Origin of the sequence: Rhodococcus sp. NJ-530 (genome assembly GCF_003860625.1) — a bacterium.
Classification (GTDB): Bacteria; Actinomycetota; Actinomycetes; order Mycobacteriales; family Mycobacteriaceae; genus Rhodococcus_F; species Rhodococcus_F qingshengii.
The window spans coordinates 2,891,164-2,905,411 of the sequence record NZ_CP034152.1; the positions used below are offsets into that span (position 1 = coordinate 2,891,164).

The following is a 14,248-nucleotide window of genomic DNA, read 5'->3' on the forward strand; positions in this document are numbered from 1 at the left end:
CGACAAATACCGCAAATGAGTCATCGGTGCCTGTCTTGTCGACGCCGATCGCCGTGCGAGCCCTGAGACTGTTGTTTGCTGTGTTCGGACTTGCCGCTTTGCTGTGGATCCCGATCCGTGACGCGGCTGAGCTGTCTCTGTCGAACTATCTGAGCTACTTCACCATCGAGAGCAACATTCTTGCAGTGATCGTGTTGCTGATCGGTGCAATTCGAGATCCACAATCGCAGGCGTGGCAGTCGATCCGCGGGGCGGTGACGCTGTACATGGTGATCACCGGCATCATCTACGCCGTCCTCCTGGCAGATATCGACGTCAATTTGAACGATGCCTGGATCAACTCGGCACTGCATCGGATTCTTCCGTTGGTCATGCTGCTCGACTGGGTGTTCTTCGCCTCGAGGCACACGATCTCCGAAGCACGTTCACTGCAGTGGTTGCTGTTCCCGGTCGTGTACGGCGTGTACACGTTGATCCGAGGCTCGATCGTCGACTGGTATCCCTACCCGTTCATGGATCCGCGCCACCAGGGCTATCTGGCCCTGTTCATCGGATTCGTCGTACTGGGCATCGCGATGGCCCTGATGGCGTTGGCAGTCAATGCCGTCGGACGGCTGGGAGCCGGGCTACGCGGACGGAACGCTGCGAAGTCCTAGGGGATTGCCGGAGGCGAGCACCTGCTCGAGGCGGTCCACGTTCGGATGCTTACCGGGGTTCGCCCGCGCGTCCTCGGTGTGCTCGGCGAAGATCGTCAGTCCTGCCGAGGCGGCTTCGGGTGTCAGCGCGCCGTAGACCTGAGCGAGATGGTTGTACACCTTGACCGAGCCGGACTTTCCGGGCTTGTTCTCCACGGTGTCGATGACGTTTCCGTCGGCGTCGAGTACCTCGATGGCGGCCAGATGATCGATGGCGGGCAGTGCTGCAAGATTGTCGGCAAAAGTCATGGTCGACAGATTACGGGTGCGCCCGTGAAAGCCGGTGCCGGGCGAGCGCCGTCGTGCGCGGATTCCTGGTGTCGATATAGTCGCAGCACATCGTTTGCACACCAGCATCGTTTGTATTCGAAGGGGACAATGATGGCTTCGGCATTGTGGCACGGGTTCGCGGACATGGGCGCTGTGGAGAAGAACGGCGCGTTTGTCGTCTCTCGCGGTGAGGGCGCGTACATCTGGGACCGCGAGGGCACTCGGTATCTGGATGCGACGGCGGGCCTGTGGTTCACCAATGTCGGGCACGGGCGCACGGAGATCGCGGATGCGGTGGCGGCTCAGTTGTCGAAGATCGCTCATTTCTCGAATTTCGGTGATTTCGTTCCCGAGACCACGCAGGTGTTGGCGGAGCGGTTGGCGACGATCGCGCCGGTTGCCGGGAGCAAGATCTTCTTCACTTCGGGTGGTTCGGATTCGGTGGACACTGCGGCGAAGCTTGCTCGTCGATACTGGCACGAGGTGGGGCAGCCGGAGAAGGCGATCATCGTCGGTCGTCAGAAGGCGTACCACGGAATGCATGTTGCGGGAACAGCTCTGGCGGGTATTCCGGTGAACCGTGAGGGGTACGGCGAGCTGATGGCGGATGCGGCGACGGTCGGCTGGGATGATGCGAAGAGTCTGCTCGAGTTGATCGAGAAGATCGGTGCGAACAAGATCGCGGCGTTCTTCGCGGAGCCGATCATCGGTGCGGGTGGGGTGTATCTTCCGCCGGAGGGGTATCTGGCCGAGGTGCGTGACATCTGCCGCGAGCACGACATCCTCTTTGTCGTCGACGAGGTCGTGACCGGTTTCGGCCGGATCGGTGGTGAGTGGTTCGCGTCCACTCGTTTCGATTTGCAGCCGGACATGATGACCACGGCAAAGGGTTTGACGTCGGGTTACGTTCCGATGGGTGCGGTGTTCATCGCGCCGCGGGTGGCGGAGCCGTTCTATGCGGGTTCGTGGTGGCGCCATGGCTACACGTACGGCGGGCATGCCGGTGCTGCTGCGGCGGCGATGGCGAACCTCGACATTCTCGAGCGTGAGAATTTGCTCGCGGAGTCGAAGCGTTTGGAGGCGTCGTTGCATACGCATCTGCAGCCGTTGGCGGAGCATCCGCGGGTGGCGGAGGTTCGTAGTGGGCTCGGTGCGGTTGCTGCGGTGCAGTTGGCTGATCCGGCGGAGGCGTTGCCGTTCGTGAAGACGCTTCGTGAGCATGGTATTTCGGGTCGCGCTGCGGGTCAGGGTGCGATGCAGATTTCGCCGACGTTTGTGATGACCGACGATCAGGTCGCGGAGATGGCAGCAGGGATCCTCGCAGCCCTCGGATGAGTTCAGTTGCGGCGCCGGAAGAGTTTCTCGATTCGGCGCCGCACAGCGTTGGGTGCAGGTTCGAGTTCCAGAACCTCTTGTTCCGACTGCTTGGCGTAGGCCTGGGTGTACCGCTCGTGCAGTACCGAGCGAATTTCGTCCGGAGAGTAGGCCCGACGCTGGCGTTCGCCGCGCGCAACGAGAACCCCGGTGGCGGCAACGCCCATCGCACCGGCGAGGCCGACCAGTTTCCAAACGTGCGAGGCGCGCAGAGGAGTAGGGAGTTTCATCCCTCTACGCTAGAGGCATGGACCGACGATTGCTTTCGCAGGTGAGTCTCGACGAGGCCGCCGCGGCGACCCGCACGGGCGACATCTGGATCTTCCGCGGAGAGTCGACGGCGGACCGGGCCATCCAGACGCTGACCAACAGCCCGGTCAACCACGTGGGAATGTCGGTGGTGATCGACGACCTCCCACCGCTGATGTGGCATGCGGAACTCGGTCACTCGCTGCAGGACATGTGGACCGGACGCTTCCAGCGTGGTGTCCAACTGCACGATCTGCGATCGGCCGTTCAGGTTTGGGGCGCCAAGTACGGGCAGCGTGGATGGTTGCGCCAGCTCGACCACGAAGTTACCCGGGAGCAGGAAGACGCTCTGCTCCAGACGATCGCGCGGCTGGACGGTACGCCTTTCCCGTCGACGGCCAAGCTTGCTTCGCGCTGGTTCGGAGGCCGAATCCCGAAGCTGCGCAAGAAGTCCGACGTATCGGCAGTGGCCGTCGAGAGCGCCTACTGCGCCGAAGTGGTTGCCAAGACCTATGAAGCGATGGGTCTGCTCGTCGGCAATCGTCGTGTCAACTGGTTCGACCCGGGCAAGTTCTGGAGTGGAGATCAGTTGCCCCTCGCGCCGGGAGTTGCGCTCGGTGACGAGATCTCGGTATCACTGAGTGCACGTGACCTCGAGGCCGGACGCAATCCCGCCGGGTACTCACAAGGTTCGTGACGGCTCGGCGACGACGCGGCCGCCGACTTCGAGCCAACCTTCCGGAGAGAAGGTGGTGTGAAGCACCGATCCGCGTCCCTGGGTGATGAGCAGTGATTTCCTCAATCGGTCCGTGATGCGCAGCGCTGCAGATCCGGTTGCCTCGTCCTCGGCGATTCCCATCACCGGTGCGAACATGCGTGCGCGGATGGCAGCTTCGAGCTTGTCCTGCCACGCCCACAGATACGAATGATCCGCCTCGTAGTCGGACGGATCTGCGTCGATGACGTCGTCCACCGTGTCCATCGGATAGATCGCGAATTCCGGTGCCCATTCGGCACGCGCGCGTACCCACGTCAAAGCGCCGGATTGGCGGACGTCGACACTGCCGGCAGGAACGTCGAGGGCGCTCACGCGACGGCCCTGTTCGCCCAGCCACCACGTGGCACCGACGGTCGGGTGTCCGGCGAAGGGGAGTTCTGCTGCCGGAGTGAAGATCTGGACCCGCGCACGCGAGGCGCCGTCTTCCGGAACGTCGATGAAGATGGTCTCGCTGTAGTCGAGTTCCTTCGCGACGGCTTGTCGATCCGATTCTGCAACCGTGGACGCGTCGACGATTCCCAACGGATTCCCGTGCTTGCCGTTCTCGTCCGTGAAGACCCGGACCACACTCACCTCGATACCCATCGGTCCACCCTAGCGCGCGAAAAGCCCTCCCCACCTTCACGGTGGGGAGGGCTCGTCGAACTGCACTCAGGTCCGAGTGATCAGACCTGTGCGGCAGAGAGGATCTCGTTGGCTTCGACAGCCTGTGCGACGCCCGCGACGATGGAACCGGCGCGGATCGCTTCGAAGATGACCTCGCGGTCGACACCTTCCTGGCGGAGGGTGTTCTCGTGAGCTTCGAGGCAGTGGTTGCAGCCGTTGATCGCGGACACTGCAAGCGACCACAATTCGAAGTCGGCCTTGTCGACGCCCGGGTTGCCGATGATGTTCATCCGCAGGCCGGCACGAAGGTCGTCGTACTTACCGTCGAGGTAGCCCTTGGTGCGGTAGAAGACGTTGTTCATGCCCATGATCGACGCTGCGCCGAGAGCGGCGTTGTATGCCTCTGCCGACAGGTTGTCGGCAGCCTCGGAAGCAATCTCCTTGAGCGTGGACGCAGACTTGGTGGCTGCGGCCGTTGCGAGGAGCGTTCCCCACAACTGCTGCTCGTTCAGGACCGTCGTGCGCGCAATGGAACTCAGGTTGAGCTTGAGGTCCTTCGCGTACTCGGGAAGCGAGTTCTTGAGGTTCTCGACGCTCATACTCAGACGCTCGCAGTCAGGAGCTCGCCGGCGTTGATGGTCGGGTCGCCCTTCTTCCAGTTGCATGCGCACAGCTCGTCGCTCTGGAGAGCGTCGAGGACGCGGAGAACCTCGTCGACGTTACGGCCGACGGAACCGGCTGTGACGGAGACGAACTGGATCTCGTTGTTGGGGTCGACGATGAACGTCGCGCGGTCTGCAACGCCGTCGGCGTTGAGGACGCCGGTGGCCTCGGCAAGCTCGCGCTTGAGGTCCGAGAGCATCGGGAAGGGGAGGGTCTTGAGCTCTTCGTGCTGTGCACGCCACTGGAAGTGCACGAACTCGTTGTCGACGGAAGCGCCGAGAACCTGAGCATCACGGTCTGCGAACTCTTCGTTGAGCTTGCCGAATGCAGCAATCTCGGTGGGGCACACGAAGGTGAAGTCCTTGGGCCAGAAGAACACGATGCGCCACTTGCCTGCGTAGTCGTCACTGGTGACGGTGGTGAAGTAGTCATCGGGCTGCTGGGCATCGACCTTGGACAGGTCGCCGCCGATGACAGCCGTGAGGTTGTAAGCGGGGAACTGGTCGCCGATTGTGAGCAGAGCCATGTGTCTCATTCTCCTACGTGTCTCGTGAACAGGAATTTCTTGCGCACACGATCCGGCTGTTCGGACTGTGACGGCCGAACGTGCTGGATCGAGAGGGTTTGTCACCGTCAGCGGGTCGGACGGTTTCGACTGGAGTGTCGAGGTTGTGACCGGCGCTTTTTGGTATGAGTCCATTCTGCATCAAACCGTTCAAAAGGTAAAGGTGATGGGTGGCACTACACTGATAGGCATGTCTGATCAGACTTATCAACCTTCCTTGTCACAGCTGCGTGCCTTCGTGTCGGTCGCCGAGTATCGGCATTTCGGTACTGCCGCAGCGCGTTCCGGTGTGAGCCAACCCACACTGTCGCAGGCGCTGGCAGCTCTAGAGGCGGGGCTGGGAGTCAGACTGATCGAACGCAGTACCCGGCGTGTGCTCGTGACCGCGGACGGACAGCGCTTGCTCGGTCAGGCCAAGCAGATTCTCGAAGCTGCCGACGGTTTCGTCGCGAGCGCGGCCGGCTCCGGCGACTCTCTGACCGGACCGCTACGCATCGGGTTGATCCCGACCGTTGCGCCCTACATTCTTCCGGGGTTGTTGCCGGAGCTGCGCGAGAAGTTGCCGTCGTTGGCGCCGCAAATAGTCGAGGATCAAACGGCGCGCCTACTCGATGCACTGCGATCGGGAGCGCTCGACGTCGCGGTGTTGGCGCTTCCTGCCGGAACACCTGGCCTGGTGGAAGTTCCTGTGTACGAAGAGGATTTTGTGATGGTCGTGCCGAACGATCATTCCTTGGCCGGACGTGTCGATCTCACGGCGGACGTGCTCGACGCGCTGCCGTTGCTCTTGCTCGACGACGGCCACTGCCTGCGCGACCAGACGTTGGATCTGTGCCGTTCGGTAGACGCCCATCCGCTTGCCGGCGACACGCGGGCTACCTCTCTCGCGACAGTCGTGCAATGTGTGGCCGGGGGACTCGGGGTGACTTTGGTCCCGGAATCGGCTGTTGCCGTGGAGGTTCGACGCGGGGACTTGTCGACGGCGCATTTCGCTTCGCCGGCTCCAGGTCGCACGATCGGCGTCGTGTTCCGCTCGTCGAGTGGCCGAGCAGAAGGATTCCGTCAGCTGGCCGAGCTGGTCCGTTCGGTCAGCCCGACGGTTCCTCGATGACGTGACTCGTTCGACGTCGACGTGAAAGCTAGTCGAGAGAGCCTTCTTTCGCGGCAATGACGGCTCCGGGATTGAGAATTCCCAGCGGGTCGAGCGCATCCTTGACCTTGCGATTGAGGGCCATGACGTCTTCACCCAACTGTGACGGCAGCCAGTCGCGCTTGAGTCGACCGACCCCGTGTTCGCCGGTGATCGTGCCGCCGAGCGCGATGGCGAGATCCATCACCCGTCCGAATGCGATCTGTGCGCGTTCGGACATGTCCGGGTCTGCGGGGTCGAAGACGATGAGCGGGTGGGTGTTTCCGTCTCCGGCGTGCGCCACCGTGCAGATCAGTACGTCGAGGTCGTCTGCGATGGCTTCGACCCCGGTTACCAGCTGGGGGAGTGCGCGCATGGGAACGCCCACGTCTTCGAGAAGCAGACTTCCCATCGCGAGCACGGCCGGGAACACCGCTCGCCGTGCCGCCGCAAAAGCGTCACCTTCGGCCTGGTCATCGGTGGCGAATACTTCGGTGGCTCCGTTGTTTTCGCACGCCTGAACAATCGTCTCGATTTCCAGCACGCCTGCCGCGCCGGGTGCGTCGGACTGCGCGAGCAGTAGTGCGTGAGCCTTGCGGTTCAGACCCATGCGTACCGAATCCTCGACAGCATTGATACTGGCGTGATCCATGAACTCGAGCATCGCCGGACGCATGTTGCTGGTGATCGCCAAGACCGCGTCGGCAGCTTCTTGTACTGAGTCGAACGACGCGACGACGGTTGATGCGGGCGGCTGCGCGGGAATCAAACGCAACGTGATTTCCGTGATGATGCCGAGAGTGCCCTCGCTGCCCACGAACAGTTTGGTGAGTGAGAGTCCGGCGACGTCCTTGAGAAGGGGACCTCCGAGGCTGACAGCTGTACCGTCCGCCAGCACGACCCGGAGTCCGAGAACGTAGTCGGTGGTAACTCCGTACTTGACGCAGCAGAGTCCGCCGGCGTTGGTGGCTGCATTGCCGCCGATGGAACAGATCTCGAAGGACGACGGGTCAGGTGGGTACCAGAGTCCGTGTTCTGCGGCTGCTTTCTTGACCTCGGCATTCATCAAACCGGGCTGCGTAACCGCCACCCGGGCGACCGGGTCGATCGTGATCTGTCGCATTCGCTCGGTGCTGACCACTATGCAACCGTCGACGGCGCTGGATCCACCGGACAGGCCCGAGCCGGCACCTCTGGGAACCACCGGCACGCGGTTGGCGGTTGCCCAGCGCATCACTGTTTGGATGTCTTCGGTGCACGTAGCGCGAACCACGGCAGCGGGATGGCCGGCGGTCGGATCGGCGGCCCAGTCCTGGCGGTAGCCCGCGGTCACGTCCGGATCCAGCAGGACGGCTCCCTCGGGGAGTGCCGCTACCAATTCGTCGAGGGCTGAAGAACTCGCGGGAGTCATACTCTCATCATGCTCGACGGAGTTCGACGATGCGCCAATTCGCGAGACCACAGTCCGAGTCTGTCGCGCCTGATCAGTTCAGCATTGTCCGGCAGCGATCCTCCGAGTTGCCAGTTGAAGCCCTAGCGGCCCTTCTGCTTTCCGGAGAACCGGCCACCCGAACTCTTGGTCCCACCGGACTTCCCGCTGCCTGATTTGCCGCCCGCCTTGGCCTTACCGGAACCGGCGTTGCGTCCGGATATGTTCTTCGCGGTGCCGGCGCCCTTAGCTTTCTGCCCGTTCTTGGCAGCTTCTGCGCGACGCTCGCGGGCCGCGATCTTGGCCTTGACGGAGCCCTTGATCTTCTCGGCCGGCTCGCCGTTCCGTCCGCGGGAACTCTGTGCCGTTCGGCCCCGCACGATGCCGATCAGTTCCTCGACCAGATCTGTGGTCTTGGACTCCATCCATGCCAAAGCCACAGGAGCCTCGGGCGCACCGTCCACCGGACGGAAGGTCAGGTCCTTGCGATGGTGGAACCGCGCCAGCGAATGGGGAACCACGACAACTCCGACGCCGGCGGCCACCAACTCGATGGCGTCGGCGATGGTCGCGGGTCGCTCGGCGGCGGTCTTTCCGGGACGGGTCGGCCAGTCGAGTCTGTCGTCGAGAGGATCGAGCACTATCTCGTCGGCCAGATCGTCGACGGAAATCTGATCGACAGTAGTGAATACGTGATCCTTCGGTACCACCACCACCGGGGTTTCCGCGTACAGCGAGATGGCGCTGATGCCGGTCCGGTCGATCGGCAGTCGAACCAAACCTGCATCTGCTTCACCGGCGCGAAGTGCAGCTTCGAGTTCGAGAACCGGGAACTGAACAAGTTCCAGACGCACCTCGGGGAGCCGCTCGTGCCACACCCGGACCCACTTGGTGGGCGTCACCCCCGGGGCGTACGCGAGTCGAAAAATTGCCTGACTATCCGCGTCTGTCACCAGGCAAGGCTACCGCCTTGGTAAAAGCACCCGTATCGGCTGGTTACTCTTGTTGCATGACGTCGAACAAAACTCCCCAGACGATGAAGCCGACGACGGCTGCCAAGAAGCTGGGTGTGTACCTGGAAGCAACACCTGCGCAGTTCCAGGAAGGCGACGTGACTCGTGACGAGCTGACCGCTCTGCAGACCGATCCGCCGGAGTGGCTGCTGGAGCTGCGACGCACCGGACCGCATCCTCGCCCGGTCATCGCAGCCAAGCTGGGCGTATCGATCGCCGGCCTGGCCCGCGGCGGCGTCGAAGAAGCACTCACCACGGATCAGATCGCCGCACTCCTCGAAGAGAAGCCCGAATGGCTCGAAAAGGAACGCGCTGTTCAGGCCGAGGTGCGGGCCGAGAACGTTCGCATCAAGGAAAAGCGCGCTGCTCGCCGCAACCAGCCGCGGAAGGCTCGTAGGGGCTGACGCCCCCTGTGCGCCTTTTTGGTAGCGCCGACTACCAGAAAGGCGCACAGGCGCTAGCCTTCTACGACGCTCAGCTCGTCGAACACGATTTCACCCGCGGCATCCGATTCCGGGATGTCGACGACGGCAAGCAGTGCCCATCCGTGATCGCCCTCCGGATCCTCGAGCACCTGCCGCACCCGCCAGAACTCACCCTCTTCGGTGACCTGGAAGAGCGCCGGCCCGCGCGCCGATGGCCCGGTTCCGATTGTTGCGTACTCCTCGAAGTACGGGAGTAGTTGCTCTTCCCACTCGGCGGCGTCGATACCGTCCTCGAGGTTTTCCAGCTCATTCCACTGCCGACGCGACGCGAGGTCGATGCGTCGGAACATCGCATTGCGCACCATGACGCGGAATGCGCGCGGGTTCGCCGAGATGGGACGGGGAATGTCGGCGCCGAACGCAACCTCTTCCGTATCTGCCTCGGCTCCGGGGTCGGTGAGTGACTCCCATTCGTCGAGCAGGCTCGAGTCGACCTGACGGATCAGCTCGCCCAACCACTCGATGATGTCTTCGAGTTCCTCGGTGCGCGCTTCCGCCGGGACGGTCTGTCGCAGCGCGCGGTAGGCGTCGGCGAGGTAGCGCAGGACGAGGCCCTCGGACCGGGTGAGTCCGTAATGGCTGATCAACTCGGCAAACGTCATGGCGCGTTCGATCATGTCGCGCACCACGGACTTGGGGGAGAGGGCGAACTCGGTGATCCACGGGTGGCCACCCCGGTACATTTCGAAAGCCGGGAACAGCAAGTCCGACAACGGTTTCGGCCACGTAACCTCTTCGAGGAGTTCCATGCGCTCCTCGTACTCGATGCCGTCGGCCTTCATCTGCGCAACCGCTTCGCCACGAGCGAAGTGCTGCTGCGCCATCAGAACCTGACGCGGATCGTCGAGCGTCGACTCGATGATCGAGACGACATCGAGTGCGTAACTGTCGGATTCGACGTCGAGAAGTTCGAATGCCGCCAAGGCGAACGGTGAGAGTGGCTGGTTCAAGGCGAAGTCGCGTTGCAGGTCCATCGTCAACCGAGCCATGCGGCCGTACTCGTCGGGTTCGTCGAGGCGTTCCACGATGCCGGCGCTGAGCAATCCGCGATACAGCGAGATCGCTTTGAGGATGTGCTTGCGCTGCGCCGGACGCGATTCGTGGTTGTCCTCCAACAGGTGCCGCATCGCGTCGAAGCAGTTACCCGGGCGGGCAATGACATTGAGCAGCATCGAGTTGCTGACCGAGAATCGCGACACCAACGGCTCGGGCGATGCGGCGACCAAGCGATCGAACGTCGCTTCGCTCCAGGACACAAACCCCTCGGGAGCCTTCTTGCGTTGAATCTTTTTGATCTTCTTCGGATCGTCGCCGGCCTTGGCGACTGCCCGCAGATTCTCTACTTCGTGTTCCGGTGCCTGGACGACGACGGTGCCCATCGTGTCGTAGCCTGCACGACCCGCGCGACCGGCGATCTGATGGAACTCGCGGGCTTTCAGATGCCGCGTACGGACGCCGTCGTACTTGGCCAGACCCGTGAGCAGCACCGTGCGGATCGGGACGTTGATGCCGACGCCGAGGGTGTCGGTACCGCAGATCACCTTGAGAAGCCCGTCCTGTGCGAGAACTTCGATGAGCCGTCGGTACTTGGGCAGCATGCCCGCATGGTGAACGCCGATGCCGTGCCGGACCAGGCGGGAGAGTGTTTTTCCGAACCCGGTGGTGAAGCGGAAACCACCCAGCGCCTCGGCGATCGCTTCCTTCTCTTCTTTGGAACAGAAGTTGACGCTCGTCAATGCCTGGGCGCGTTCGAGCGCGGCGGCCTGCGTGAAATGCACGATGTAGACGGGGGACTGGTTGGTGGTCACCAGATCTTCGATGGTTTCGCCGACCGGCGTGGTCGCGTACGAGAACATCAGCGGCACGGGGCGTTCTGTGCCGGAGACGACGGTGGTGGGTTTCCCGGTACGGCGCGTCAGATCTTCGGAGAAGAAGTCGACTTCACCGAGAGTTGCCGACATCAACAGGAACTGGGCGTGCGGCAACTCGATGAGCGGAACCTGCCACGCCCAACCTCGATCGGGTTCGGAGTAGAAGTGGAACTCGTCCATCACGACCTGGCCGATATCGGAGTTCGGGCCCTCGCGCAGTGCAAGATTCGCGACGATTTCGGCCGTCGCACAAATGATCGGCGCCGACGAGTTCACGGCGGCGTCGCCAGTCATCATGCCGACGTTCTCGGCACCGAAGACCTCACACAGTGCAAAGAACTTCTCGCTCACCAAGGCCTTGATCGGCGCTGTGTAGTACGTGCGCTTGCCGAGCGACATCGCATAGAAATGCGCGCCGATCGCCACCATCGATTTGCCTGACCCGGTCGGCGTCGCAAGGATCACGTTTGCACCCGAGACCAACTCCATGACGGCCTCTTCTTGGGCCGGGTAGAGCGTCAAACCTCGTTCGATGGTCCACGAAGAGAAGGCGTCGAAAACGGAATCAGGATCCGCGTTGTCGGGGAGAAGTTCCGTCAGCAGCACTCGTACAGGCTAGCCGCAACCGTGGATCAGGTTGCGCTTCGCTCGTCCGAGCCCATGGCGTCGAGCACCGCCATGCGGGTGGACGACGTTCCGGTGATGGTGTTCTCGCCGACCCCGGAGATCAGCATGTGGCGCCAGCGAGCCTCGTCGAAGACGAGTGGTGCGGTGCTGGAAAGAAAATCTTCGACGATCTGCAGGAAACGCATCGGATCGTCGCGGAACGGGAAGTGGCCCGAGCCGCGGAAGACTTCGAGGCGTGAGTTCGGCATCGCCGCGTGCGCGAGATGAGCGTGGGAGACGGGAATGACGGAGTCGTCGTCGCCCCAGATCAGTTGAACCGGCAGATTCTCGGTCAGATAACAGCGGTCGAGCATCGTGACGACCTGTCCGCGCCAGTCCACGACGGCCCGCAGCGTACGAAGGTAGGCCTCGTAGGCAGTGGGGTCGGGGAGATCAGCGAGCACGCGAATCAGGTCCGGTGTGTCGTGCAACATGGTGCCGGGACGCAGATTTGAACCGTGAACTACGCCGGCAAGGTTCCCGGCCATCCGGACGAGCGGCATCGCACCAGGTATCCGGAGCAGCTTTACCACCTCGTTGACCACCGGAACGGACATGAGGCGCAGCAGCGGATGGACGTCCTTGGTGACGCCACCGGCCGAGACCAGCACGAGGCGATCCACCATGTGTGGGAATTGGTAGGAGAACTGCATCGCTACGCCGCCGCCGAGCGAGTGCCCGATGACGGTGACGTGCTCGATGCCGAGCGTCGACAGAAGATCCCGCATGCCGTTGGCGTACGCGGCTACCGAGTAATCCGCGCGTGGCTTGTCGGAACGGCCGTGACCCAACAGGTCAGGTGCGATGACCGTGTACTTCTTGGCGAGGTGGGGAATGATCTCGGTCCACGTCGACGAGTTGTCGCCGATTCCGTGCAGGAGCAGTACCGCCGGACCCTCGCCGGCTATCCGAAATGCGCGTCGGTAGCCGTGAATCGTCCGGAACATCATCCGCGGTTCCTCGTCGGGGACCGGTCGGAGCTGACGGTTCCGTGGTCTGCTCATGTCGCCTCCTGGCTCGGAGTGTGACCACGTTGACTGTCTGCTCCAGTTGTTGAGCCGTCAACGAAAATCACACAGAGTTTGAGGCTATCCGACGGATGTGTCCTGAACAACAGCCCAGGTAACGGAGGGGTTGCGGAATGCGCACAATGTCGAATTATGCGCCCCGCCCGTCACATTTTCGTCAGTTGTCGCCTCGATCGAGGTCTCCAGCTGAGCCGAAGTCGTCATTTCCCGCCTGTTCGGCCAGGAACTTTTCGAACTCTGCGCCGATCTCGTCACCGCTGGGAAGGTCGGCCTCGCCGGCCAGAAGGGACGACTGTTGTTCCTGAGCGGCGACAAAAGTGTCGTATTGACGCTCCAAAGCGTGGACTACAGTCTGAACTTCTTCGTTCCCGGCTATGTGCTCGTTAACCTGTTCCCGAACGCGCGCCGCGGCCTCACCCAGTGCCACCAAGGGCAACTCCAGATCCGAAACCTCGGAAACGTTTTCGAGCAAAGTTTCTGCGGCGCCCGGGTAGTCCGTTTGCGCGAGGTAGTGGGGGACATGCACCGAAAAGCCCATCGCCTCGTGCCCGTGCTGAGACATACGAAGCTCGAGCAGTGATGATGCGCTGCCGGGAACCTGCAGTTCACCTGACCAACGCTGATGGTCCTGGATCAGGTCCTTGTTGGTCGAATGTGCTGTCACACCGAGCGGTCGGGTGTGCGGGATTGCCATCGGAATCGCGTTGAGCCCGATGGTTCGACGCACTCCCAACTGTTCGGACAACAGTCGAACAGCTGTGGTGAACCGCTCCCACTTGAGGTCCGGTTCCATCCCGGCAAGCAGCAGGAACGGCGTGCCGGCCGTATCGCGCAGTGCGTACAGATTGAGCGCCGGAGCGTCGTAATCGGAGAAATGATCGGCCTTGAACGTCATCGTCGGTCGACGCGAGCGGTAGTCGATCAGCTCGTCGACAGCAAACGACGCGACAAGCTCGGTCTCGAGGCTTTCGCGCAGATGCGTCGTCGCCAACTTCACGGCGTGACCGGCGTCGGAGTAACCCTCGAGTCCGTGAATCAGGATCGGTCCCTGGCCGTCGGCAGCCGCCAACTGGGGCGCCGGAAATTCCAGCTCGTACATCCTCGACTGTTCGTCCATCGCAGTCCCCTTCGCTCTTCGGTCTTGATCTCAAGTGTCCACTATCGGCGCACGCTCGACAGCATCGGAGTCAGGTGCCCGACAGCACTGGATCAGACGTTCATCGGTAAGAACACCGAGTCGGTGACCGATCATTCCCGATCCGACGAGACGGGCGTTCGCCGAGAGCGAAGCTGAGCGGTATTTTTCGACACTTGGCCTGGGCGTTCGCTAGATGTCGGGTGCGCGGCTTCGGACATGGCAGAGTGGAACACAAGGTCGGCACGGCCGATTTGTCCGAAATGGATTGGTCGATTGTCGGGATCGGTCG

Annotated in this window: 15 protein-coding genes; 5 read left to right on the top strand and 10 right to left on the bottom strand. The window is 62.4% G+C overall.

The window, feature by feature from the left end; translation table 11 throughout:
• Positions 1–26: 26 nt before the first annotated feature.
• On the top strand, positions 27–656 hold the full coding sequence (locus tag EHW12_RS13640) for a Pr6Pr family membrane protein (protein ID WP_007735199.1): 630 nt from the start codon (positions 27–29) through the stop codon (positions 654–656).
• Here EHW12_RS13640 and EHW12_RS13645 read toward each other — a convergent pair.
• Positions 627–944, bottom strand: coding sequence for a DUF2322 family protein (locus EHW12_RS13645; RefSeq protein ID WP_003942194.1), 318 nt, complete (start codon positions 942–944; stop codon positions 627–629). The two genes, EHW12_RS13640 and EHW12_RS13645, sit on opposite strands and share 30 nt — an antisense overlap.
• Before the next feature lie 132 nt (positions 945–1,076).
• On the opposite strand from EHW12_RS13645, the gene EHW12_RS13650 reads away from it, so the two are divergent.
• The gene (locus tag EHW12_RS13650; RefSeq protein WP_172827079.1) at positions 1,077–2,300 is read left to right on the top strand and encodes an aminotransferase class III-fold pyridoxal phosphate-dependent enzyme; all 1,224 of its coding nucleotides are present in this window, start codon (positions 1,077–1,079) and stop codon (positions 2,298–2,300) included.
• Positions 2,301–2,302: 2 nt separating this feature from the next.
• Here the strand turns inward: EHW12_RS13650 and EHW12_RS13655 are convergent, their stop codons facing one another.
• Positions 2,303–2,569 (bottom strand): hypothetical protein, encoded by a 267-nt coding sequence (locus tag EHW12_RS13655; RefSeq protein WP_007732799.1) that lies wholly within the window; start codon positions 2,567–2,569, stop codon positions 2,303–2,305.
• A 17-nt stretch (positions 2,570–2,586) separates the two neighbouring features.
• On the opposite strand from EHW12_RS13655, the gene EHW12_RS13660 reads away from it, so the two are divergent.
• A complete protein-coding gene (locus EHW12_RS13660) occupies positions 2,587–3,285 on the top strand; it encodes a hypothetical protein (protein ID WP_042919956.1) in 699 nt (232 codons plus the stop codon).
• Here EHW12_RS13660 and EHW12_RS13665 read toward each other — a convergent pair.
• From EHW12_RS13665 to EHW12_RS13675, 3 genes are all read right to left on the bottom strand, one after another.
• Positions 3,271–3,951, bottom strand: a complete 681-nt coding sequence (locus EHW12_RS13665; protein WP_125050997.1) for a PhzF family phenazine biosynthesis protein — start codon at positions 3,949–3,951, stop codon at positions 3,271–3,273. The genes EHW12_RS13660 and EHW12_RS13665 overlap by 15 nt on opposite strands.
• Positions 3,952–4,031: 80 nt before the next feature.
• Positions 4,032–4,571, bottom strand: a complete 540-nt coding sequence (locus EHW12_RS13670; protein WP_003942122.1) for a carboxymuconolactone decarboxylase family protein — start codon at positions 4,569–4,571, stop codon at positions 4,032–4,034.
• Positions 4,572–4,573: 2 nt separating this feature from the next.
• Positions 4,574–5,161: a peroxiredoxin gene (locus tag EHW12_RS13675; RefSeq protein ID WP_003942119.1), complete on the bottom strand. Its 588-nt coding sequence runs from the start codon at positions 5,159–5,161 to the stop codon at positions 4,574–4,576.
• Between the two features lie 229 nt (positions 5,162–5,390).
• Between EHW12_RS13675 and EHW12_RS13680 the strand changes: the two genes are divergently transcribed.
• Positions 5,391–6,311, top strand: a complete 921-nt coding sequence (locus EHW12_RS13680; protein ID WP_047269357.1) for a hydrogen peroxide-inducible genes activator — start codon at positions 5,391–5,393, stop codon at positions 6,309–6,311.
• Between the two features lie 28 nt (positions 6,312–6,339).
• Here the strand turns inward: EHW12_RS13680 and EHW12_RS13685 are convergent, their stop codons facing one another.
• Both EHW12_RS13685 and EHW12_RS13690 read right to left on the bottom strand, forming a co-directional pair.
• A complete protein-coding gene (locus tag EHW12_RS13685; RefSeq protein ID WP_125050999.1) occupies positions 6,340–7,740 on the bottom strand; it encodes an FAD-linked oxidase C-terminal domain-containing protein in 1,401 nt (466 codons plus the stop codon).
• 122 nt (positions 7,741–7,862) lie between these two features.
• Positions 7,863–8,711 (bottom strand): LysR substrate-binding domain-containing protein, encoded by an 849-nt coding sequence (locus EHW12_RS13690; protein WP_003942255.1) that lies wholly within the window; start codon positions 8,709–8,711, stop codon positions 7,863–7,865.
• 56 nt (positions 8,712–8,767) lie between these two features.
• Here EHW12_RS13690 and EHW12_RS13695 point away from each other — a divergent pair, with 56 nt between their 5' ends.
• Complete coding sequence (locus EHW12_RS13695) at positions 8,768–9,175, top strand: DUF5997 family protein (protein WP_007732807.1); 408 nt, start codon at positions 8,768–8,770, stop codon at positions 9,173–9,175.
• Between the two features lie 53 nt (positions 9,176–9,228).
• On the opposite strand, the gene EHW12_RS13700 is transcribed toward EHW12_RS13695, so the two are convergent.
• The 3 genes from EHW12_RS13700 to EHW12_RS13710 all read right to left on the bottom strand — a co-directional run bounded on the left by EHW12_RS13700 (position 9,229) and on the right by EHW12_RS13710 (position 13,938).
• Positions 9,229–11,733, bottom strand: a complete 2,505-nt coding sequence (locus EHW12_RS13700; protein ID WP_065455676.1) for a DEAD/DEAH box helicase — start codon at positions 11,731–11,733, stop codon at positions 9,229–9,231.
• 26 nt (positions 11,734–11,759) lie between these two features.
• Entirely contained in the window at positions 11,760–12,797 is a 1,038-nt protein-coding gene (locus EHW12_RS13705; protein ID WP_007732813.1) for an alpha/beta hydrolase, read from the bottom strand.
• A 181-nt stretch (positions 12,798–12,978) separates the two neighbouring features.
• Positions 12,979–13,938: a PAC2 family protein gene (locus tag EHW12_RS13710; protein WP_003942198.1), complete on the bottom strand. Its 960-nt coding sequence runs from the start codon at positions 13,936–13,938 to the stop codon at positions 12,979–12,981.
• Between the last annotated feature and the right edge of the window lie 310 nt (positions 13,939–14,248).